We start from the raw sequence: 22,031 nt of genomic DNA on the forward strand, positions 1-22,031 counted from the left end.
TAACTAGTGAAAGATGTATAGGAGAGGATGTCAGTTGGAATCTTTTGTTTATACCATTTTGGCGATCTTAGCGAGGGATAGTGGATCTAGCTTTGAGATTGCCAAGAGAATGGATCTGTGCTGGCAAACAAAACATAATCAGATTTATCCGATTTTAGTAAAACTAGAAGAGCGTGATTTAGTAACTTGTACCACAATACCTCAATCTGGGAAACCTGATAAAAAGGTGTTTTCGATTACAGCACAAGGAAAAGAAGTGCTTGCTCAGTGGATGCCTAATGTTTTTCAAGAGCCGATCATTCAAGACGGATTTCTCGCGAAAATCTATGCCCAATGGTTATTAACCCCCGACACAATGGTTCAGTTGTTAGAAGAGCGGATGAAGTTTTTTCAACACAAAATGGAAGAACATGAATGTGAAATTGCACAATTAGAATCAGAAGCAGGCTCTTCCCTTAAGGACCCTAGTAGTCCCCACTTTGGACGCTATATCCTCCTTATGCGCAAATTACAAATGGAGCAAGATGAAGCAGACTGGTGCGCTTGGGCACTTGCTTTTTATCAAAAACAACCGATGATCCAATATGAATAATAAAATACCCTACAAGCCTGTTCCGAGACAGGCTGTAGGGCATTTTATTATTTATAAATGATTGTTAGTGTCCATGATGCCAGCCTATGGAAACCATTTCAGTTAACGCAGTTAATTTAACAGAAAATTCATGAGTATCTTTTACAGTAAACCACAGCACTTTCTCCTTCTCCACATCTACTGAAATTTCGAATCCCATCGGTACAATGGATAATATGTCTTGAGTGTATTGAATACAAAAAAGTATATTGTATAAATAAGTTGTATTATACGAACTCGTATCTTTCCAAAAAATCCAACCTGATTCTTCTTGAGTTTTTAAGTTGGTAAATGTATTTTGCATAGCAACCGTTAATGCCTTAGCTATCTGATCTTCAGGAAAAGGTACCTTCAGATAATTTTTTAATATATCCATTACTTGATTCACCATGGTATCTATTTGGATCGTATTACTAATAACTGTTTGATCCAGTTGTGCCGCTACTATCGCTCTACTATTATGTGAAACCAGCTGTACTGCCTTATTTAAATCAAATTGATTTGTTACAGGATCAATGGCCGCATTGAAGACCGAAGCTTCTTGTAAAGCACTATTTATGACACTTTGGTCTACAGCATAAATAAAACTGTATTTATCATTGCTATCTAAATTCGAAAAAAGCATTATACTCATTTTATCACCTGCTCTTCTACAGATATGGTTAGTTTAATCTATGAAACGATTTAATCTTTATTACACCAAAAAATAAATAACAAATAAATCTAACAAAATAATTTTAAACAATGATCTGACAAAAACACTCTACATAGAAGGAATATACTAATATTATTTGAATATCAATACATAACGTCGAAATACGATGCTATTCATTCACTATAAGATGAGGTGTTACTCAATGTCTGGTCAAGATATTAAAGTAATTAACTACGGAAAATGCAATAGTGATATTGAACAAGAAATATTGGGGATTTTTCAAGATACACAGGAGGATCAAAATAGCAAAAAAAGTTTTCATGACATTATGAACAACCTAAAAGAACAAAAAAATATTTTAATAGAATCTATATTCAGCCATAATTTTGATAAGAAAAACATCACATTACAAAAAGCGAAGACGGAAGTTTCAGGTTTTTTAAACACAACTCTTCTGTCACACTTAACTCAATCACTTGATTCAAACTTGGTTGAAGAAGTACTAGATCATATCTTGTTCACCCACGACAGCCAGCAGAACCACCTACAGATTATCAATCAAAGCGATAACTTCATTGAATATGGTTGTAACTTGGCATTCATCGATAGTGACTCTGGTTTTTTAACCAAAATCATTATTGTTTCTTTCCATGTGCTAATAACTATGAGAAAGAATAAAAAAATGATTCTAAAAAAAAGTCATGATTATGTAGACTTCAACATATCTTATGATGCAGTGAGAGCAATACATTTTATTGGATAGTTACACAATTTCATGCTCTTATGTAATTTTTCCGTCATCTTTTGCATATAGTGTACTGTTGTTCATTTATACTGAAGGAGAGTGGTATGAGTATGTATAACAAGGTGATAACATTTGTGGTGCCTATCCAAAGCGAACAGGAGGGTGTCTTTACTGACGTTACTCATGTTGATAAGCAATATATCCCACAAGCTTTAAGACTTGCAGCATTGTTTAATCCATGTGTTGACGTTGTTAACAAGACCTATGACTATGCCAAAGCAAACCAAATTGCAACAGACAACGGCTTACCAATTGTTGCTGCAGTCAACCAAACCGTCTACAACCAAACAGCTGAAGTACAGGTTATGCTTGATAAAGTTTTGAGTGTTCTAAAAGCAACCCTTGGTGCCCTTGGCGCTATCGAGGATCCTGCCTTAATAGGAGCATTGACAACTGCCATACAAAACACCTTCCTCAACTTACAATCACAAGAATCGGGTGCTTGGATCTTATGGAAGTCAGAAGAGGCGCATAAGACTACCTATCTGTACCAAGTTATGTTTGGTATTCAAAATGCTGACACAGGAGCTGTTATGCTAATATGTCCTGTATCATTCTATATTGAAGCTAATATGAGTAAGCACGAACTCTTTGGTATTACCACCAGTTCCAATGAATCGTTTTCAGTTCAAATGCAATCCATCACTGTAGCGCAAGCATTACAAACCCCAGACCAACATTTCTATAATGTTTTCAGTAATAAAAAAGTTTATCAAAATCCGATATTATCGACTATCTAAAATAAATTTGTGATTAGTCTATAAAACCTTGAGGTTGTAAATTTTAGATTGTAGAAGAATGTCCTTAAAAAGGGCACATCTTCTACAATCTATTTTAATTTTGTCTTCGGTCTGACATGGCTCTAAGTACCCATCTTACCAACAGACAAGCGACATAAATCATCCGAAAAAGAGGGACAAAATCCGGGATTCTGATCACACATTTTCATAGCAAAATTCGGAATCTGCAAACGAACAGCATTAAAATAGTTTGTCAAAGTATGATTTTTACCTAGTGGGATATCGAGCGGAGTCGATTCTTTATTACATTGAAACGAAATGGGAAATAGATGATGGACATGAGAGTAAGAAATCGTCTCTTCTGTAAAGGGTGGGGTTATTTCTGAAATTGGATTCAAAGGAATATAGTCATGGATATTGGCGATGCGCACACTTTGAGGGACTAGAGAATTATATGAGTCGACAAACCTAGGATCCCCTACTTTTGGAGAACCGCTGTGAGAAACACAGACTCGCGGATAAGGACCATTTACCGTTAAATCTAGAGCAGCTAGTGTGGATAAGGCGGCTCCTAAACTGTGGCCAGTAAGGAAAATTGTTTTCTCATTAGCAGTAGGAACAAGGTTTGAAAGGATAGAAAAGATCTGTTTTCTTAAAAGTCCATAGAGATAAGTAAAGCCTCTATGCGTTTTCCCTGCTCCCATAATCCAAGGAAATAGAGTTTGATATATATCCATATCAATACTAAGATCAAACGGTTTAAGCGAAGTCGCTTTGAAAGCAATTACGATACTATCATGATTTTCCATGATAAAACCAAAGCCCTCTGCATCTAGAGAAGGAGGAATAGCCAGTTTCTCCACCAGCTGATATCCATAGCCACTGGGGATGACAAATTGATCAGGACGATCCAGATACTGTGTTTGATAACTACAGGCCATTAAAAATAGGACACGTTCGAGCATAGTGATCCTCCTCTACTGGGCGTTTATCTTCACATTTTATGCCCAGCAGTCTGAAAGAGTTAATCGAATTGTGTAGGAGCATAACAAAAAGCTGAGTCCCTTTATTAAAAGGACTCAGCTTAAGTAAGTGTTAGAGGATTATACCTCCATGATAATTGGCAGGATCATCGGACGACGACGAGTACGTTCAAATAAAAATTTGCTTAGAGAATCACGAATGTTCGTTTTCAACGACGCCCATTCGCTTACTTGATCTTTCATACAACGTTCCATTGTATTACGAACCACATGATTTGCTTCATCAAGAAGCTTTTCAGACTCCCGAACATAAACAAAACCACGTGAAATAATATCAGGTCCAGCAAGGATAGTACCGTGTTCTTTACTTAGGGTGACCACTACTACAAGAATACCATCCTGGGATAAAAGCTTCCGATCTCGCAACACAATATTTCCAACATCACCGACGCCTAGTCCATCAATTAGAACTTTGCCAGTTGGAATTTTCGGACCGTAACGGGCTCTACCGTTTACGATCTCGACAGTGTCTCCATTATCACAAATAAATACATTTTCAGGTCGTACGCCTACCGCTTCGGCAAGTTGGGCGTGAGCACGTAGCATACGATACTCACCATGAATCGGAATAAAATATTTTGGTTTTAGTAGACTGAGCATTAGCTTCAGATCTTCTTGAGAACCGTGACCAGACACGTGTACGTGGGAAACTGCACTATATACTACATCAGCACCAATTCGGAACAACTGATCGATCGTTTTACCGATCGCGCGTTCGTTACCGGGGATTGGGGTAGCAGCAATCACTACTGTATCTCCTGGTAGGATTTCCACCTTACGATGTGATGAATTTGCCATACGTGTAAGTGCTGACATCGTTTCCCCTTGGCTTCCAGTGGAGATTACCGCTACTTTATGTCCAGGAAGTCGATTAATATCATCGGTATCAATAATTAGATCTTCTGGCATTTGAAGATATCCAAGCTCAGTAGCAATATTGATTACATTGATCATACTACGCCCCACAACAGCTAATTTTCTTCCATAAAGTACACATGCATCCACCACTTGTTGGATACGATGAATGTTAGAAGCAAAAGTAGCAACAATCACGCGTTGTTTCGCATGTCTGAACGTTTCTTTTAGGCTTTCACCAACAGATTGCTCAGAACCTGTAAAACCAGGACGTTCTGCATTCGTACTATCCGACAGAAGGCAAAGCACACCCTTTTTCCCAAGTTCAGCCATCCGGTGCAAGTCCGCATACTGGTCATTCACTGGAGTCATGTCAAACTTAAAGTCACCTGTATGAACAACCGCTCCTTCTGGTGTATCAACACAAACTCCTACTGAATCTGGAATGCTATGGTTTGTTTGGAAGAAAGTTGCCTTTAGTTGTCCAAGTGTCAGTTCCGAATTCACATGAATCACAGTGCGCTTAATATCATGAACATGAGCTTCACGTAGCTTGTGCTCAATTAACCCCATTGTTAATTGAGTAGCGTAAAGTGGTACCTTTAACTGTTTTAAGATATAAGGCAAGCCACCGATGTGATCTTCGTGTCCATGTGTAATAATAATTCCCCGTACTTTATCTTGGTTCTCAACAAGATAACTCACGTCTGGGATCACTACATCTATCCCCAGCATTTCTTCATCAGGGAACATAAGTCCAGCGTCAATGACGACGATATCATTCCCATATTGAATTGCATACATATTTTTTCCGATTTCATCCATCCCACCGAGAGCAAAAATCAATAATTTATTGCCTCGTTGGTTCTTACTCAATTTGTAACCTCCTAATAAACTTTCGTATCACCCTAAACCGCACAAATCACACTTGACCTTATTATATACGATTCAAATTTAATGTTGCAAGTGAGAACAAAAAAAAGATACCTCTTTGGTTGATCATAAGAGATATCTACAGATAACTATAAAATGCTTTTGATCCAGACGTCTGCTATTGCTTTTTCCGCAGAAGTTAATGTTACAAGGGGTAAACGGACGTGCTCTTCCATCAACTTCATACGGGATAAAGCGTACTTTAAAGGTCCAGGACTCGTTGTGGAGAAGAGTCCATGGAATACTGGCGTTAGTGTATGATGAATTACTTGTGCTTTTTGATGGTCATTCGACAAGAAGGCATCAATCATTTCTTTCATCTCTATTCCCACTACATGACTCGCCACACTAACCACTCCAGATCCACCTAATGCTAAGACGGGGAGAGTTAAGGCATCATCACCACTATAAACTGCTACATCCTTTGGAACGAGACGAATTACATCAGAGATCTGCGATATACTTCCACTTGCTTCTTTTATTGCCACTATATTTGGTAATGTGGCTAATCGCACCAGTGTCTCTGTAGCAATATTTACACTCGTTCGCCCTGGAACGTTATAAATCATTAGAGGAAGTTTCGTCTCGTTATGAATGGCGACAAAATGCTGATAGAGCCCTTCTTGAGAAGGACGGTTATAGTAGGGAGCTACCAACATAACTCCATCTACACCCATTTCCTCTGCTTGCTTCGTTAGGGCAATCGTATCTGCTGTGGAGTTACTTCCTGTTCCAGCGATTACTTTTACCCGCTTATTTACTTTTTCCAGTGTAAAGGTAAATAATCTGCATTTTTCTTCTTTAGTAAGGGTAGGAGATTCTGCGGTCGTACCCGAAACTACAATCGTATCTGTACCAGTAGCAATCAAATGCTCAATGAGTGCTTCTTGCCTGTTCCAATCGATTTGTAAGTTAGAATCAAAAGGGGTGCACATCGCCGTAACCATTCGTCCAAATTTCATAAAATCTCCTCCTGCTCTGCTCAATCATTAACACGGTGCAACTCAAATTTACGGTGCAAAGCTCGAACCGCACGAATCATATCTTCACCTTGAACTAGTACCCAAATCGTAGTATGAGAATCAGCCGACTGTAACACTCGAATATCTTCTTCCGTTAGTGCTTCTAAAATTTTCGCCATCACTCCTGGAACTCCTGTTATACCAGCGCCTACGGTGGAGACTTTTGCGCAGTTTGGGCTTAGTTCTGGCTCTAGATCTAATTCACGTAAGATCTGTTCTGCCTTTCCTGCTAAAGCATCATGTACGGTGTACGCGATCCCACTTGGATTTACACTAATAAAGTCTACACTAATCCCGTGGTCGGCCATCTCTTTAAATACTTTTAGTTGTAAGTCAAATTGCCCCTGCTTCGCGGCAATTTTGATTTGAGTCACATTGGCCATCTGTGTAATCCCTGTTATTAAGCGATCACTCAGTTCGCCCGCTAACCGATCCGCTTCAGGGCGACTCATCACCAACGTACCAGGATGATCAGACATAGTGGAACGAACACGAATCGGAACATTGGTCTGCATCGCAATTTCAACTGCACGTGGATGGACAACTTTCGCCCCCTGAAAGGCTAGATTACACATTTCAGTATAGGTTACTGTATGGAGTGGTATCGCATCCTCTACAATTCGTGGATCTGCCGTTAAAACTCCTGCTACATCCGTAAAAATATCTACATAATCAGCATCAAGAGCTACTCCAAGCGCTGTTGCCGAAGTATCACTTCCTCCACGCCCTAAGGTTGTGATCTCTCCCTCCTCAGTGATTCCTTGGAAGCCAGCAACAACAACCACTTTTCCTCGTTGCAATTCTTGTATGATTCGCTTTGGCTTTAGATCAACAATCTGTGCATTGGTAAAGTTATCATTGGTGATAATTCCCGCTTGTCCACCCGTTAATACAACATGATCGATTTCATTTAGATGTAGCATGCTTGAAAAAACAGACGAAGATATTAGCTCTCCGCAGTGAAGTAGCAAGTCTAATTCTCTTGGTGCTAAACCAGCTCCATTATGATGGATCAATTCTAAAAATGTATCAGTTGCGTATGGTTCACCTTTTCGTCCCATCGCTGAAAGTACAACTACCAAGCTGTACCCATCGGTTAGAGCACTTTTAATATGATGCAATACCCGATCTCGCGTTTCGGATGTAGCAACGGAGGTGCCCCCAAATTTTTGTACTAGAATTTTCATGATTAACCCCTTCTTACCAGCCCATCTTCCACCAGCGCTTCAGCGATTTCAATGGCATTGGTAGCTGCGCCTTTCAGTAAATTATCCGAGACGATCCACATGTTTAGTCCTCTTTCATGTGTTAAGTCACGGCGAATACGACCTACAAAGGTTCTAGTGTCCTCTGCACTCTGAAGTGGCATCGGATACTCTTTCTCAGATAGATTATCTTGAAGCACTACTCCATCCGCATTTGCTAATAGCTCCCGTACTTCTATTAGATCAAAATCCTGTTGTAATTCGACATATACGGATTCACTATGCCCGCGGAATACCGGAACTCGAACGCAAGTAGCTGTTACACCAATACGATCATCTGCAAAAATCTTTTTTGTTTCATTTACCATCTTCATCTCTTCATTGGTAAACCCATTATCGAGGCCCACATCAATCTGCGGAATGACGTTAAAAGCGATCGGATAATGTAAGCTACCTTGAGGTAGAGCATTACATTCCATCACTTCGCCTGAGAGCACTGACTTTGATTGTTGCTGTAATTCTTCAATTGCTTCCCAACCAGCTCCCGATACAGATTGGTAAGTAGATACGATCACTCGATCCATTCCATAGCGATCATAAAGTGGCTTTAACGCTACTACCATTTGAATAGTAGAACAGTTTGGATTCGCAATTAAACCATTATGTTTTTGCAAGGCATAGCGATTGACCTCTGGAACAACAAGTGGTACATCGGGTGCCATGCGAAATGCACTTGTATTATCAATTACTACTGCTCCACGCTTTACGGCTTCTGGAGCTAAACGCTCACTAATACTACCACCTGCACTGAAAAGGGCGATGTCCACTCCTTCAAATGCTTCTGGAGTCGCTTCTTGAATGGCAATTTCTTGCCCACGGAATGTGATAGTCTGTCCAGCAGAGCGTTTTGATGCTAGTGGACGTAGTTCCCCAACAGGAAAGTCTCTTTTTTCTAGAAACGAGATCATTTGAGTCCCTACTGCTCCTGTAGCTCCTACAACTGCAACTGTGTAGCCTTGCTTTGACATGAATGTCCTCTCCATTCCTGCAAACAGTCAATTCAATTGCTGTCTGATCGATATTTTTAATAAAAAGGCTAGCCCTTCAAAGTGCCAGCCCGCACACCATATATCTGTTTTATTTAACCAGTTACAAACTTAATAAACATCCTCTTCTATTATGACGGGAAGTAGCGATATTTTTCAACTATCAAAGGCTGCAATTGTCTTCCTTCAATCGCTTCTAGGACTGTATCAGGTATGAGTTCCATACGTGCTACCATCGATTTGGGTTTTTTCTCAGGTGCATCCTGACCAAATGGAACAAAGTAAATATCTTTTGCAGCTAGGAGACGAGCTAGGTTTTGTGCATTCAATCCAAGAGCATCATTGGTAGAAATCGCCAACACCACTGGGCGATGATTTCTCATCTGGGCTTTGGCAGCCATTAAAACAGGTCCGTCGGTTAAAGCATTCGCTAACCTTGCTAACGTATTTCCGGTACACGGCGCCACTACTAAACAGTCTAACATTTTCGAAGGCCCGATGGGTTCCGTTTCTTGAACAGTACTAAAGGGACGTTTCCCAGTAATTTCTTCAATCTTTGCTTTCCAGTCTTCTGCTGTACCAAATCGTGAATCTACGGTCGCAACAGTATGAGAAATAATGGGGATAATGTTAGCACCTAATTCCGTAAGTCTTCTCATTTGTGGTAAAACTTCATCATGAGTACAATGGGAACCTGACAATGCGAATCCAACAGTCAATCCACTAAAGTTCATTGCAGATTTCCCTCCTCGACTACATTCTCCACCATCAATTTCATCATCGTACGAGCAATGATTTTACCCGCTGTTTTCGGTGCAACAATACCTGGTAAGCTAGGTGCTAGAATCGCTTTAATACCCCGCTTTTCAGCGAATTCAAAATCCACCCCACCCGGTTTCGAGGCTAAATCGATAATCACCACATCATAGGGAGAATGACTTAATACAGTAGAATCTAAGATCACAACAGGTACGGTATTAAAGATAAAATCCGCATTCTCCACTTGTACTCCTAATTCTGATGTATAAAAAGGATTTAATCCCATCTCAAAAGCGCGGGCATAATCATCCGACTTGCGTACACCCACTTTCACATGGGCTCCGATTGCTTGCAGGACCCTGGCTAACGATAATCCTACTCTTCCTAATCCGAGTACGATGGTTTGCGAATCATGAAGGGTAATATCAGCATTTTGAATGGCCATCATAAGTGCACCTTCAACTGTCGGAATCGAGTTGTAGATTGCCACATCGTCTCGCTTCATTAGCTCAAAATAGGTTACTTGATTGCTCTCGCATAGGTTTTTTAAATATTTTTTTGCAAGTCCTGTAAAGAGAAGACAATGACTTGGGAGTGCTGCTATATGTTCTTCCGTCAAATATAATTCTTCTGAGGTAAATACACTGCTTATTTTCCCTTGATCATCTGTTCCGATGATAGGGAGAACGAGGATATCCGCTTGGGCTAAGACATTGTTCGTTAGTTGGCGTTGGGTGGCTCCACTAAATGGACTCTGCAAATTATCAAAGCCAACTAGGCTGACTTTTGCATTCATTTCGATGCAGCTTTTGATGACTTCCAGTTGCCTGGCATCGCCACCGAGGAAGACGACATGCTTGCCAATCAGCATCGCTTCTACTCCTTTCCCCAAGTAGGCTGTGGATCCTCCCTTTTTGGGCTATCTATCAGCATCATATGTATACACGCCCAACACGGTTACCTTTTTTTAGGATCTTCTACCCGAATCGATAATGACCATCTCAGGCCCTACTTTTCGAATCATTCCCCATGCCACACGTACCTCATGACTTCTCTTTTTAAAGACCGAGGTTCCACCCATTGGAATTAAAATACTTTCAATCTGTCCGCTATTCGGGTCAATCACCAGATCAGCATGGGAAAACGAACCTAGACGCTCCCCACTTGTAAGATCGATACACTCCTTATTCGCCATCTCACTCCAGCGCATGTTCCGACTCCCCTTTGAATTCGCTATATTGGTTTATATTTATGTGAGCAGACATAGGACAATGATCAATTTTTGAAAGATATAAATCCATTAAAAATACCCTCAACCAATGGTAGGGGTATTTTTAATGAGCTAGAGTATTCATTTAACCAACTTCATTTTTTCACGTTGAATCTCATTAATAAGGAGATCTAACTTTTGACTAATGCTTAAAACTCTCGAGTCTTTCAGGTGAGCAGGGTTTCCATTGACCATTCGATGTAATTTGGAGCGAAGGATCTCAATCTCCGCTTCTAAACGTTTCATTCGCAGTGTACCCGTCAAGTGGACACCCTCTTTCTATTTCCCTGTATGTCCAAATCCACCTGTTCCTCTAGCTGTTTCTTCTAGTTGTTCTACTTCTATCAACTTTACAGATGCAACATATTGAAATACTAACTGCGCAATTCGGTCCCCACGGTGAATTTCAAATGTCTCTTCACCTAAATTTATGAGGATTACCCCAATCTCGCCGCGGTAATCTGCATCAATCGTCCCTGGCGTATTGAGAACCGTAATCCCATGCTTTAAAGCCAGTCCACTCCTAGGGCGAACCTGAGCTTCTAAACCGATCGGCATCGCCAAAGCCAAACCCGTCGGAATCAGCTTTCGTTTTCCTGGCTCTAGTGAGATGCTCTCCGAAATAGCGGCTCGCAAATCAAAGCCACTAGCGCCTTGAGACATCTGTTCGATTTTAGGAAGATCTTCATTTCCTGGTAAAGTCACAATTTGTATGCGTTCCATATCCATTTCTCCTAGCCTCGAAACGAATTAGGTACCTTGCCATCTGGTGAGATAATCGCCAAAGACATAGGTGATGAAAGGGTGATACGTGCCATTTCATTTAATTCGTCGAGTGTTGTACGTGAAACAAGCTCCATCATTTCGTCTAATGTATAATGTCGTCCCAATAAAATTTCATTACGACCCAGTCGGCTCATACGATTACTGGTGCTTTCTAAACCCAACACGATGCTACTCTTTAATTGGTCTTTTGCTTTTCGAAGCTCTGCATCGGTTATGCCATGTGCAACCACTTGATCCAGAGTATGGTGAATTACGTCCATAACTTCTTCTTCCTGTCCAGGTGCAGTCCCTGCATATATAGCAAATACCCCTGTTTCCTTATGTGCGGAGTGATACGAGAAAACTGAATAAGCAAGACCTCGTTCCTCGCGAATTTCCTGGAATAACCGCGAACTCATATTCCCGCCCAAGATATTATTTAATAAAATAAGTTGATATAAACGAGAATCCCCTATTGCAAGACCAGATAAACCAATACAGAGATGTGTTTGCTCTGTTATTTTTTGTTTTATTTTTTGTTGCGGCGTAAAAATAGGTTGATCCATAGCAGACTGAACATGACTGCCTGAATGGTTTGCAAATTTCTCTTCAATCTGCTTTAAGAAGTCATTCGGCAAGTTCCCTGCAATGGAGACGATCAGATTATGTGGATGGTAATGATCATTCATATAAGATAATAGTTGATCTCGTGTATAAGACTGGATATTTTCAACTGTACCAATGACAGGAAGGCCGAGTGAATGATTTCCAAGAGAAGCCTCTGCTAATAAGTCATGCACGAGATCATCTGGAGTATCCTCAACCATGCGAACCTCTTCGATAATCACTTTTTTCTCTTTCTCAATCTCCTCTGAGCCAAACTGAGAGTGAAATAGCATATCGGTTAAGATGTCTAAGGCGGTTGAAAAATGCTCATCTAACACTTTTGCATAATAACAAGTCATCTCTTTTGCAGTAAATGCATTTACTTGTCCGCCAATTTCATCAAAGCTTTCCGCTAACTGACGTGCCGTTCGAGTTGTCGTTCCTTTAAACAACATGTGTTCGATAAAATGCGAGATCCCATTATTTTGAGATGTCTCTCTTTCAGAGCCCGCTCCCGCCCAAATTCCCAACGCAATAGAGCGGACATGCGGAATAGACTCCGCCACAATCCTCACTCCATTGGGAAGAGTATGCTTTATGATCACTGTCATCCCCCTACTCTATCTATAAAAGCGAGCTAGAAAAAACCTTGCCAACATCCCCACTATAGCAGAATTGAAAAGATCGCTCAATTAGTCGATTCGCTCTGGAGATAGAACTTTTCCGACACTTGTCAGAACAAGTCCTTTTTTCTTTACTTCTTGAATAATGTTAGGCAGTGCATCCACAGTACGATCTGTTGGATGCGTTAAAAGGAGCATTCCTGGTCCCACTTTCTGAGCACGACTAACGATCTTATCGGGTGTCGAACTCTTTTTCCAATCGATCGTATCACACGTCCAGAGAATGGTTTTCATTTTGTACTTCTCTACCATCTCCACTACTTGTTGATTAAAGTCACCAGCCGGTGGAGCAAACCATTTACTATGAATACGTAGAGTTTGATAGATTAAATCCTCTGTTCGGGTGATTTCTCTTTCCACGCGCTCTTTCGAAACTTGACCCATTAATGGATGAGTATAGCCATGATTCCCTATCTCATGCCCTTTCTTTACCAACTCTTTTGCGACTTCTTGATTTTTATTTAACCAAGATCCATCTAGGAAGAAGGTGGCTTTCATTCCTTCTTTATCAAGAATGGCCAACATCTCTTTTAAGTGCTCCGTACCCCAAGCTACATTCACCATTAAACCCACTGCTTTTTGCTCTGAATTCCCTCTATAAACAGGGGCATTTACCAAATCAGATAAGCGTTTTTTAGGAGCCAGCTTTTTATATTTCCAGACAATCTCTCCGTTTTTCTTTTGCATAGAGGCTTTCAAAGAGGCCTCTATATCTACTTCTTGTCCATCTAACTCTGGAATTGCTTGCCATACGGAATCCATTTTGGCATCAATCGGTGCTTTGTAGTGTTTAGATGCATCCTCTTTAATCTTTTGTAAGTAGCGTTTTTCCTCGTCTGTATATTGAACGACAGAGAAGACGGAGTTACTTTTCACTTGCATGACAAATTGTTGGATAGAATCTGTTTGAACAATGGATATCGCGATAATAAAAGAAATAAAGATGGCTATAACTCGTTTGGAATCATTCACTTTCGGACACCTCCTATGCTTACACGGTATGCAGGAGTTGTCCATTTCAGCACGTTTTCCATATAAAAAAGAGACAGATCGCTCTGACTCTTTTACGAGTTTCCTATGAAGGAGTGTCCGCTTTTTTCTTTTCTTCTTCCGCCTTTAATAATACTTTTCGTGAGAGGTTCACACGTCCTTGATCGTCAATTTCCGTCACTTTTACTTCAATTTTATCGCCTACATTCACGACATCTTGAACTTTCGCAACGCGATTTACGTCAAGTTGGCTAATGTGTACTAATCCTTCTTTTCCTTGGAATAACTCCACAAAAGCTCCGTATTTCTCAACACGTTTGACCGTACCTAGATAAACCTGTCCTACTTCTACGGTACGTACTAGGTCTTCAATGATTTGTTTCGCACGATCATTTGCCTTCGCATCTGGAGAAGCAATATAGATTCGCCCATCTTGCTCGATATCGATCTTAACACCTGTTTCTTCAATAATCTTATTGATTACTCTTCCACTAGGTCCGATCACATCGCGGATCTTATCAGGATGAATTCGCATCGTCATGATTTTAGGCGCATACTGCGATAGCTCTTCACTCGGTTCAGAGATGGTTGCCTCCATGTTATCTAATAGAAGGAGACGTGCTACCTTGGCTTGCTCAAGTGCGCGTTCTAAAATCTCACGATCAATCCCTGAGATTTTGATATCCATCTGTAGTGCAGTCACACCATTGCGAGTACCAGCCACTTTAAAGTCCATATCTCCCAGATGGTCTTCCATACCTTGAATATCGGTTAGAACTGCTACTTGATCTTCCTCTTTAATCAAGCCCATTGCAATTCCCGCAACAGGAGCTTTGATCGGTACACCAGCATGCATTAGCGCTAGGGTAGAAGCACAAATACTTGCCTGAGAACTAGAACCGTTGGACTCTAGTACTTCCGACACGCAGCGGATGGTGTAAGGGAAATCCTCTTCTGTTGGAATCACCGGTTCTAATGCACGTGCACCTAATGCACCATGGCCAATTTCACGACGTCCCGGAGCACGGAGAGGACGGGCATCCCCTACACTATAAGGTGGGAAATTATAATGGTGCATGAAGCGCTTTGACTCCTCTAAGTCAAGTCCATCTAAAATCTGGACATCACCCAAGGCACCTAAAGTACAAATGCTTAATACTTGTGTCTGACCACGACGGAATAGACCTGATCCATGCGTACGAGGAAGAATGCCAGTCTCACTCACTAATGGACGAATTTGTTCAGTCGTACGTCCATCTGGGCGCTTCCCTTCCTCCAAGATCAAACGGCGCACCTCTTTTTTAACAAGTGAATCCAGAACGATATGGATGTCCTTACTAACAGCAACAAATTCTTCTTCCGAAAGCTCTGCTTGGAAAGCTTGAATAACTTCGCTTTTCACTGTATCGATCGCTTCTTGGCGAGCTTGCTTCTCGATCACTTGAACAGCAAGAGTCGTTTTAGAGAGAGCCATTTCTCTAATCCGGGCTTGTAATTGGGAATCCACCTCATATAAAGTGGTCTCCATTTTACTTTGGCCTACTTGCGCCACAACCTCTTCTTGGAATGCTACCAAACGACTGATTTCTTCATGGCCAAACAGGATTGCTTCTAAGATCGTCTCTTCTGGGATCTGTTTGGACCCTGCTTCGACCATATTAATTCCATCTTTGGTACCGGCGACTACGAGATGTAAATCCGAGTTATCCATCTGTTCAACAGTAGGGTTTAGCACAAGTTCACCGTCTACACGTCCTACAATCACACCCGCAATTGGACCTTCAAACGGAATATTTGAGATCGACAACGCTAAAGATGTCCCGATCATCGCTGCAACCTCGGTGGAACAATCCTGATCTACTGACATAACCGTATTTACGATTTGTACATCATGGCGATAACCATCTGGAAATAACGGACGAACAGGGCGGTCAATCAAACGACTAGCTAATACAGCTTTTTCGCTTGGACGTCCTTCTCGCTTAATAAAGCCGCCTGGGATTTTCCCTACTGCGTATAAGCGCTCTTCATAATTCACGGTCAAAGGAAAAAAATCTAAGTCCTTCGGCTCCTTGGATGCCACAACAGCGGTCATGACAACCGATTCTCCGTAGCGAACAAGCACAGACGCATTCGCTAACGTTGCATATTTGCCAATCTCAAAGGAAAGCTGCCTACCGGCAAGCTCCGTTTCAAAAACAACAGGTTGATGTTGCATATGCCTGTTAAATCCTCCTCTCGTCAACGAGACAACATTCCAATATTCTTCATTTAAACAGTATTTCCTTCTCGTACGTCATTTAATATAAATAACAAAAAGCGGGGTGCAAAACCCCCGCTAATCGAAACTATCGACGCAAACCAAGTCTGCCAATCAACTCGCGGTAACGAGTGACGTCCTTGTTTTTAAGGTAAGTAAGCAAGTTACGACGATGACCTACCATTTTCAAAAGTCCACGACGGCTGTGGTGGTCTTTTTTATGGTCTTTCAAGTGACCGTTTAACTCATTGATGCGATAGGTCAACATAGCGATTTGCACTTCTGGAGACCCTGTATCGCTTTCGTGAGTTTTATACTCACTGATGATTTCACGTTTTTTATCCAAAGACAAGCTCATTAGCATGTCACCTCCTGTTTTATTACCGAAAACCCCTGTAACCCAGATTGTCGTCGAGGCAATCGAGCGATCCGAGCTAAGGTTGCATCAGTATACCTGAAGCATTATATCATAGAGAACCTTTGTTATACAAGGGTGGTCGAAGTATGTGTAGAGAGCCATCCTATGGCTTGTTGTCTATCGATTCGAATCTGCTCTACTAATGCATCCATAGAGGGGAACTTCTGTTCTGGACGAATATAGTGAAGATATTCAATATCTAACACCTGGTCATAAAGGTCTCCTTGAAAATCAAGAAGGTGGACTTCATACCGCTCTCTCGGCACTGGATCTGTAAAAGTTGGGCGAATCCCGATATTCATAATCCCATAACTTTGACGTTGTTCATGGAAAACACGAACCACGTACACACCGCGATTCGGAGGAAAATAAGAGTATAATTCTTGTAGATTTGCAGTCGGGAAGCCCATTAATCTCCCTCGTTTATCCCCATGTATGACCGTGCCTCTCGTTCGATACGGTCGACCTAGCATGTGATTGGCTAACTCGACCTGTCCAGTGGTTAAAGCTTCCCTGATTCGCGTACTACTGACTGGCACTTGATCGATTAATACAGGGCCCACTTGTCTTGTCACGAATCTCCCTTGTCCAAGCCGTTCTAAATCTTGAGGAGTTCCTGCTGCAAAACGACCAAAGCGGTAATTAAAGCCTGTTACCACTCCTACCACTCCCAGCGGAAGCAAAATTTCTTCCACAAATTGATCGGCAGAAAGCTTTGCGAACGGCTCATCAAATTTCATAATATAAGCGTGCTGAAGTCCTTGTTTCTCAAAGAGCTGCATTTTCTCGGGAAGAGGGGTCATAAAGCGCAAATTAGCTTCTTTACCTAGCACTTCACGAGGATGGGGGGAAAAAGTCATCACGGCTGGCTTTGCTTGTAGCTCTTCAGCCAATCGGCTCGCTTCAGCGAGTACAGCCTGGTGTCCCAAATGAATTCCATCAAAGTAACCTAAAGCCATCACAACTCGCCCGTTATTCACTTGTCGTATAGGGTACGTAATATGATTCCTTTGCATACTATTCCACATCCCGAAATACTTTTTCCGGTTTTGCTACGCCATCCTCCATCAATCGATAAATGGCACAAAATCGCCCTGCTTCTGTATATACTCTTATGAGTTCTGCATCACGTGTCACTAACTGATCCACTCGAATCGGTTTGCCATCTAGCACATCACACCCCTCTTGCTCAGACACAATTAAGCTAGGGAAATGTGAGATCGCCTCACCAATGGGAACCAGCGCATCATCCAGACGGCCCTTTGCTTGTAAATCTGCTACTTCTTCCAGAGTAAAACAAGACTCTGATTGAAAAGAACCACTTTCTACACGTGTTAAAGAAGTCATATGAGAGGGTGTATCCCAAGCTTTTCCGATATCCACACATAAAGTTCGTACATACGTTCCTTTAGAGCACAATACATCAAACTCAATTTCAGGATACTCTCCATCTTGAAAACCGATACATGTTAACTCATAAATGGTCGCTTTCCGTGGTTTACGTTCCACAACCTTCCCTTCACGTGCTAAGTCATACAAACGCTTTCCTTGAACTCTTACAGCGGAGTACATAGGGGGAATCTGCTCAATTTCTCCTAAAAAAGAAGAAAATACATGGTCGATTTCGTCCTTCATCAAAGAACGATTGAGAGGTTTATCTTCGGTAACCATACCTGTCTGATCTTCTGTATCAGTCGTTATGCCCAGCTTTAGTCTACCACGATAACGTTTTGGCAAATCCTGAATATATTCAACCACCCGTGTACCTTGTCCTAAACAAATAGGAAGCACGCCCTCCACTTCTGGATCGAGCGTGCCCGTATGTCCTACTCGTTTCTGACCAGCAATGCGACGGATGCGCCCCACTACATCGTGAGAAGTCATCCCACGGGGTTTATAGATGGGAAGAACACCGTGCCAAGTCATACTGGCAAGCCTCCTAAACGCTCATAAATTGCATGTAAAACTTGTTGTTCTACTACTTCTATCGTCTTCGCATCCATGGAGCATCCAGCTGCTCTAGCGTGACCACCGCCACCAAAACATTTTGCTACTTCTCCTACATCCACTAGCCCGCGAGAACGAAGGCTCACTTTAAAATGATCGCTTTCTTCGCGAAATAGAACCCCTACATCTACCCCTTCAATATTACGGGCGTAATTTACAATCTCCCCAATATCATCTGAAGTAGCATTTAATCCTTTAAAATCGTCTTGGGTTAACACCATCCAAGCCACTTTTCGATTAGACGAAAGGGTTAAAGTCGATAAGGCGACTTGGAGTAGTTGTAGCTCCCGAAATGAAACCGTTTCTAACAGACGATCGGCTAAATGATGACTTTCAATTCCCGTGCCAACTAACTTGGCGGCTTGCATGAGAACCTTTGGAGACGTATTCGAATACCGAAAGCCACCGGTATCCGTTAACAATCCGGTATAGAGAAATGTTGCGATCGTTTGATCGAGCGGAAGCCCTAACTCTGCCATCCAGTCCATCAAGATCTCTACTGTAGAAGATGCATGCGGCACCACAACATTTACTGCACCGTATAAATCATTAGTCGCATGATGATCGACATTGCAAATTTGTACGCCTTCTGAAAACAGATGGCGTACCTTTCCAATACGAGCTTCATCTGCACAATCAAGGGCAAGTACATATTGAAATCGTCTTCCAATCTCTTCAGCCGGTTGAATCTGGTCCACATTAGGGAGAAACAGATATCGATCTGGCACACGGGAATCATTGGCCAATGTAACGCTTTTTCCTAACGATTTACAGATCCAAGCCGCGGCTAAAGTTGAACCAATTGCATCACCATCTGGATGAAGATGCCCTGTAATTAATACATGGTCTGCCGATTGGATGAAGCGAGTCGCATCTGAAAACGAATACATCATGCATCTTGCTCCGGTGTCTTTACATCATTCAGCAGTTTGGAAATATGAGCATGATGCTCCAGAGATTCATCCATCACGAAAACTAACTCTGGAGTATGACGCATGTGGACACGGCGGCCCACTTCAGAGCGCAAGAATCCTTTTGCTTTTTCTAAACCATGTAAGGAATCTTGCTTTTGTTCCGCACTTCCAAACACACTAATGTAAATTTTAGCAATGGATAAGTCCCCACTCATCTCAACATCTGTAATGGTTACAAACCCAATACGAGGGTCTTTCAATTCTTGTTGCACAATTAAACTTAGTTCTTTCTTAATCTGTTCACCGACTCGGCTCACTCGGATGCGTGCCAAGATCAGCACCTCCTCCGTCTAGACAAATGTGATATCGGCATCGAAGAGATGCAGGACTACTTCCGCTCTACTTCTTGGATCACGTAAACTTCGAGCTGGTCGCCTTCTTGGATATCATTATAATTTTCCAAGGTAATGCCACATTCATACCCTGTGGCAACTTCTTTTGCATCATCTTTAAAGCGTTTCAATGCATCCACCTTACCATCATGAACAATAATACCTTCACGAATTACACGTATTTTCCCATCACGGACCACTTTACCTTCCAATACATAACAACCTGCAATCGTACCGACCTTAGAGACTTTAAAGGTTTGGCGAACTTCTACCAAGCCAAGAACTTTTTCTTCATACTCAGGGTCTAGCATGCCCTTCATAGCAGATTCAATTTCTTCTAAGGCCTTATAGATAATCGTGTGAAGACGAACATCCACACTTTCCTTCTCTGCAGCAGTACGAGCGTTATTATCAGGGCGCACGTTAAATCCGATGACAATCGCATTAGAAGCAGAAGCAAGAGTAATATCTGACTCTGTAATCGCCCCTACACCGACATGAATAATTTTTACCCGAACTCCGGCAACTTCAATCTTCTCTAAAGAGCCGCGTAATGCTTCAGCAGAACCTTGTACGTCTGCTTTTACAATGATATTAATTTCTTTAACTTCACCTTCTTGGATTTGTTTAAACAGATCATCCAAGGTTACACGACTTCTAGATCCACGATCCTCTTCTCGTTGCTTCATCTCACGACGATCAGCAATTGCACGAGCTTTTCGCTCATCTTCAAACACAATAAATGGGTCTCCGGCACTTGGAGCTTGAGGTAATCCCAAAATCTCCACTGGTGTGGAAGGAAGAGCTGTTTTCACGCGGCGGCCTCGATCATTTACCATCGCACGGATCTTACCAAAGTAGTTACCTACAACAACTGCATCGCCTACATGTAACGTACCATTTTGTACGAGAATGGTTGCAACAGCCCCGCGTCCTTTATCTAGCTCAGCTTCGATTACTACACCACGAGCGCGCTTATTCGGATTTGCTTTATATTCTTGAACCTCCGAAACCAAGAGGACCATTTCAAGCAATTCGGCAATTCCTTCGCCTTTAATAGCGGCAACTGGCACGAAAATAGTATCTCCGCCCCATTCTTCTGGAACCAACGCATACTCTGTCAACTGTTGCTTAATACGGTCTGGATTTGCATCTAGCTTATCCATTTTGTTTACAGCAACAATAATCGGTACCCCAGCAGCTTTCGCATGATTGATCGCTTCGATTGTTTGTGGCATTACACCATCATCAGCCGCCACAACCAGGATCGTAATATCCGTAACCTGTGCTCCGCGAGCACGCATACTCGTAAATGCAGCATGGCCTGGAGTATCTAGGAACGTAATTTTTTTACCACTTACATCTACTTGATAAGCACCAATATGTTGAGTAATACCACCCGCTTCTCCGGATGTTACATTGGAAGAACGGATCTTATCCAATAAGGTAGTTTTACCATGGTCTACGTGCCCCATAATGGTAACAACTGGTGGCCGCTCTTCAAGGTTGGCGTCCTCATCTGATTCTGCTACATCCTCGAATAAAGACTCATCAATCTCTTCTTTGTAGGTAACTGGGATTTTAAACTCTTCCCCAATTACTGCCATAGTCTCTACATCGATTTCTTGGTTAATGGTAACCATAATTCCTGACTTGATTAAGCTACGAATTACCTCTGATGCCTCTTTACGAAGCAACTTAGCAAACTCTCCTACTGCAAGAGGTCCAGAAACCACGATTTCCTTTGGTAGAACTGGAGCAATTTTCTCCTTCGGAGCCTGTCTTCTACCCTTCTTACCAAATCCTTTACGTGGACCAGAACGAGGTTTGGAGTTTCTGACATCCGAAGAATCATAAGAACGGCTATGTTTTTTAGCTTGCTCTTTCTTCGAAGCAAATGGACCACCTGCACCGGTAGTCGGGCGAACATCAGGAGCTACAAAGGTAGCTGGACGTTGACTGCTTCCGCCTCCTCCTGGACGTGAGTTTCGGTCGCCTCCTGGACGTGGGCCACGGTCACCCGCTGGACGTG

The 22,031-nt window shown here is 41.9% G+C and carries 23 protein-coding genes; 3 read left to right on the forward strand and 20 right to left on the reverse strand.

Annotated features, from left to right (window positions below; translation table 11 throughout):
• The first annotated feature begins 34 nt into the window (after positions 1-34).
• Entirely contained in the window at positions 35-592 is a 558-nt protein-coding gene (locus BT147_RS06610) for a PadR family transcriptional regulator (RefSeq protein ID WP_072332525.1), read from the forward strand.
• Positions 593-656: 64 nt separating this feature from the next.
• On the opposite strand, the gene BT147_RS06615 is transcribed toward BT147_RS06610, so the two are convergent.
• Positions 657-1,265: a hypothetical protein gene (locus BT147_RS06615; RefSeq protein ID WP_083426435.1), complete on the reverse strand. Its 609-nt coding sequence runs from the start codon at positions 1,263-1,265 to the stop codon at positions 657-659.
• A gap of 223 nt (positions 1,266-1,488) precedes the next feature.
• Here BT147_RS06615 and BT147_RS06620 point away from each other — a divergent pair, with 223 nt between their 5' ends.
• Together BT147_RS06620 and BT147_RS06625 are read left to right on the forward strand one after the other, a co-directional pair.
• A complete protein-coding gene (locus tag BT147_RS06620; protein ID WP_072332530.1) occupies positions 1,489-2,049 on the forward strand; it encodes a hypothetical protein in 561 nt (186 codons plus the stop codon).
• An 86-nt stretch (positions 2,050-2,135) separates the two neighbouring features.
• Positions 2,136-2,831, forward strand: coding sequence for a hypothetical protein (locus tag BT147_RS06625; protein ID WP_083426436.1), 696 nt, complete (start codon positions 2,136-2,138; stop codon positions 2,829-2,831).
• Between the two features lie 122 nt (positions 2,832-2,953).
• Here the strand turns inward: BT147_RS06625 and BT147_RS06630 are convergent, their stop codons facing one another.
• The 19 genes from BT147_RS06630 to infB form a co-directional block, all read right to left on the reverse strand.
• Positions 2,954-3,796, reverse strand: a complete 843-nt coding sequence (locus BT147_RS06630) for a lipase family protein (protein ID WP_072332536.1) — start codon at positions 3,794-3,796, stop codon at positions 2,954-2,956.
• Positions 3,797-3,934: 138 nt separating this feature from the next.
• Complete coding sequence (locus BT147_RS06635) at positions 3,935-5,554, reverse strand: ribonuclease J (RefSeq protein ID WP_502688558.1); 1,620 nt, start codon at positions 5,552-5,554, stop codon at positions 3,935-3,937.
• Between the two features lie 197 nt (positions 5,555-5,751).
• Complete coding sequence (gene dapA / locus BT147_RS06640) at positions 5,752-6,624, reverse strand: 4-hydroxy-tetrahydrodipicolinate synthase (RefSeq protein ID WP_072332542.1); 873 nt, start codon at positions 6,622-6,624, stop codon at positions 5,752-5,754.
• 20 nt (positions 6,625-6,644) lie between these two features.
• Positions 6,645-7,871, reverse strand: a complete 1,227-nt coding sequence (dapG, locus tag BT147_RS06645) for an aspartate kinase (protein ID WP_072332545.1) — start codon at positions 7,869-7,871, stop codon at positions 6,645-6,647.
• 2 nt (positions 7,872-7,873) lie between these two features.
• Positions 7,874-8,917 carry an aspartate-semialdehyde dehydrogenase gene (locus tag BT147_RS06650; protein WP_072332548.1) on the reverse strand — a complete coding sequence of 348 codons (1,044 nt, stop codon included), beginning with the start codon at positions 8,915-8,917 and terminating at the stop codon, positions 7,874-7,876.
• A 149-nt stretch (positions 8,918-9,066) separates the two neighbouring features.
• A complete protein-coding gene (locus BT147_RS06655) occupies positions 9,067-9,669 on the reverse strand; it encodes a dipicolinate synthase subunit B (RefSeq protein ID WP_072332551.1) in 603 nt (200 codons plus the stop codon).
• A complete protein-coding gene (gene dpsA / locus BT147_RS06660) occupies positions 9,666-10,565 on the reverse strand; it encodes a dipicolinate synthase subunit DpsA (RefSeq protein ID WP_072332697.1) in 900 nt (299 codons plus the stop codon). The genes BT147_RS06655 and dpsA overlap by 4 nt, the downstream gene beginning before the upstream one ends.
• A 96-nt stretch (positions 10,566-10,661) precedes the next feature.
• Complete coding sequence (locus tag BT147_RS06665) at positions 10,662-10,904, reverse strand: YlmC/YmxH family sporulation protein (protein ID WP_072332554.1); 243 nt, start codon at positions 10,902-10,904, stop codon at positions 10,662-10,664.
• Between the two features lie 141 nt (positions 10,905-11,045).
• Complete coding sequence (locus tag BT147_RS06670; RefSeq protein WP_072332556.1) at positions 11,046-11,228, reverse strand: aspartyl-phosphate phosphatase Spo0E family protein; 183 nt, start codon at positions 11,226-11,228, stop codon at positions 11,046-11,048.
• Between the two features lie 15 nt (positions 11,229-11,243).
• Complete coding sequence (gene dut / locus BT147_RS06675; protein ID WP_072332559.1) at positions 11,244-11,687, reverse strand: dUTP diphosphatase; 444 nt, start codon at positions 11,685-11,687, stop codon at positions 11,244-11,246.
• An 11-nt stretch (positions 11,688-11,698) separates the two neighbouring features.
• Positions 11,699-12,946 (reverse strand): M16 family metallopeptidase, encoded by a 1,248-nt coding sequence (locus BT147_RS06680; RefSeq protein WP_072332562.1) that lies wholly within the window; start codon positions 12,944-12,946, stop codon positions 11,699-11,701.
• A gap of 81 nt (positions 12,947-13,027) precedes the next feature.
• Complete coding sequence (locus BT147_RS06685; RefSeq protein WP_177239715.1) at positions 13,028-13,990, reverse strand: polysaccharide deacetylase family protein; 963 nt, start codon at positions 13,988-13,990, stop codon at positions 13,028-13,030.
• A gap of 103 nt (positions 13,991-14,093) precedes the next feature.
• On the reverse strand, positions 14,094-16,226 hold the full coding sequence (pnp, locus tag BT147_RS06690; protein ID WP_072332568.1) for a polyribonucleotide nucleotidyltransferase: 2,133 nt from the start codon (positions 16,224-16,226) through the stop codon (positions 14,094-14,096).
• Positions 16,227-16,356: 130 nt separating this feature from the next.
• Positions 16,357-16,626, reverse strand: coding sequence for a 30S ribosomal protein S15 (gene rpsO, locus BT147_RS06695; protein ID WP_072332571.1), 270 nt, complete (start codon positions 16,624-16,626; stop codon positions 16,357-16,359).
• Positions 16,627-16,751: 125 nt separating this feature from the next.
• Positions 16,752-17,702 carry a bifunctional riboflavin kinase/FAD synthetase gene (locus BT147_RS06700; RefSeq protein WP_072332574.1) on the reverse strand — a complete coding sequence of 317 codons (951 nt, stop codon included), beginning with the start codon at positions 17,700-17,702 and terminating at the stop codon, positions 16,752-16,754.
• A 1-nt stretch (position 17,703) separates the two neighbouring features.
• The gene (gene truB, locus BT147_RS06705; protein WP_072332577.1) at positions 17,704-18,612 is read right to left on the reverse strand and encodes a tRNA pseudouridine(55) synthase TruB; all 909 of its coding nucleotides are present in this window, start codon (positions 18,610-18,612) and stop codon (positions 17,704-17,706) included.
• A complete protein-coding gene (locus BT147_RS06710; RefSeq protein ID WP_072332580.1) occupies positions 18,609-19,586 on the reverse strand; it encodes a DHH family phosphoesterase in 978 nt (325 codons plus the stop codon). Before BT147_RS06710 ends, truB begins: the two co-directional genes overlap by 4 nt.
• On the reverse strand, positions 19,583-19,939 hold the full coding sequence (gene rbfA / locus BT147_RS06715; protein WP_072332583.1) for a 30S ribosome-binding factor RbfA: 357 nt from the start codon (positions 19,937-19,939) through the stop codon (positions 19,583-19,585). The genes BT147_RS06710 and rbfA overlap by 4 nt, the downstream gene beginning before the upstream one ends.
• A gap of 56 nt (positions 19,940-19,995) precedes the next feature.
• The coding region (gene infB / locus BT147_RS06720) for a translation initiation factor IF-2 (RefSeq protein ID WP_143187939.1) at positions 19,996-22,031 on the reverse strand (2,036 nt) is incomplete at its 5' end.

Source organism: Thermoactinomyces sp. DSM 45891, assembly GCF_900119485.1.
Taxonomy (GTDB): domain Bacteria; phylum Bacillota; class Bacilli; order Thermoactinomycetales; family Thermoactinomycetaceae; genus Baia.

Excerpts from the sequence above, each read along its gene's own strand:
- BT147_RS06700 (WP_072332574.1), bottom strand. The coding sequence starts at position 17,702 with ATGCAAAGGAATCATATTACGTACCCTATACGACAAGTGAATAACGGG.
- BT147_RS06655 (WP_072332551.1), bottom strand. The coding sequence starts at position 9,669 with ATGAACTTTAGTGGATTGACTGTTGGATTCGCATTGTCAGGTTCCCAT.
- BT147_RS06630 (WP_072332536.1), bottom strand. The coding sequence starts at position 3,796 with ATGCTCGAACGTGTCCTATTTTTAATGGCCTGTAGTTATCAAACACAG.
- BT147_RS06615 (WP_083426435.1), bottom strand. The coding sequence starts at position 1,265 with ATGAGTATAATGCTTTTTTCGAATTTAGATAGCAATGATAAATACAGT.
- BT147_RS06620 (WP_072332530.1), top strand. The coding sequence starts at position 1,489 with ATGTCTGGTCAAGATATTAAAGTAATTAACTACGGAAAATGCAATAGT.
- dapG (WP_072332545.1), bottom strand. The coding sequence starts at position 7,871 with ATGAAAATTCTAGTACAAAAATTTGGGGGCACCTCCGTTGCTACATCC.
- pnp (WP_072332568.1), bottom strand. The coding sequence starts at position 16,226 with ATGCAACATCAACCTGTTGTTTTTGAAACGGAGCTTGCCGGTAGGCAG.
- dpsA (WP_072332697.1), bottom strand. The coding sequence starts at position 10,565 with ATGCTGATTGGCAAGCATGTCGTCTTCCTCGGTGGCGATGCCAGGCAA.
- truB (WP_072332577.1), bottom strand. The coding sequence starts at position 18,612 with ATGACTTGGCACGGTGTTCTTCCCATCTATAAACCCCGTGGGATGACT.
- dapA (WP_072332542.1), bottom strand. The coding sequence starts at position 6,624 with ATGAAATTTGGACGAATGGTTACGGCGATGTGCACCCCTTTTGATTCT.
- BT147_RS06680 (WP_072332562.1), bottom strand. The coding sequence starts at position 12,946 with ATGACAGTGATCATAAAGCATACTCTTCCCAATGGAGTGAGGATTGTG.
- BT147_RS06710 (WP_072332580.1), bottom strand. The coding sequence starts at position 19,586 with ATGATGTATTCGTTTTCAGATGCGACTCGCTTCATCCAATCGGCAGAC.
- rpsO (WP_072332571.1), bottom strand. The coding sequence starts at position 16,626 with ATGAGCTTGTCTTTGGATAAAAAACGTGAAATCATCAGTGAGTATAAA.
- BT147_RS06635 (WP_502688558.1), bottom strand. The coding sequence starts at position 5,554 with ATGGATGAAATCGGAAAAAATATGTATGCAATTCAATATGGGAATGAT.
- BT147_RS06665 (WP_072332554.1), bottom strand. The coding sequence starts at position 10,904 with ATGCGCTGGAGTGAGATGGCGAATAAGGAGTGTATCGATCTTACAAGT.
- dut (WP_072332559.1), bottom strand. The coding sequence starts at position 11,687 with ATGGAACGCATACAAATTGTGACTTTACCAGGAAATGAAGATCTTCCT.
- BT147_RS06650 (WP_072332548.1), bottom strand. The coding sequence starts at position 8,917 with ATGTCAAAGCAAGGCTACACAGTTGCAGTTGTAGGAGCTACAGGAGCA.
- BT147_RS06625 (WP_083426436.1), top strand. The coding sequence starts at position 2,136 with ATGAGTATGTATAACAAGGTGATAACATTTGTGGTGCCTATCCAAAGC.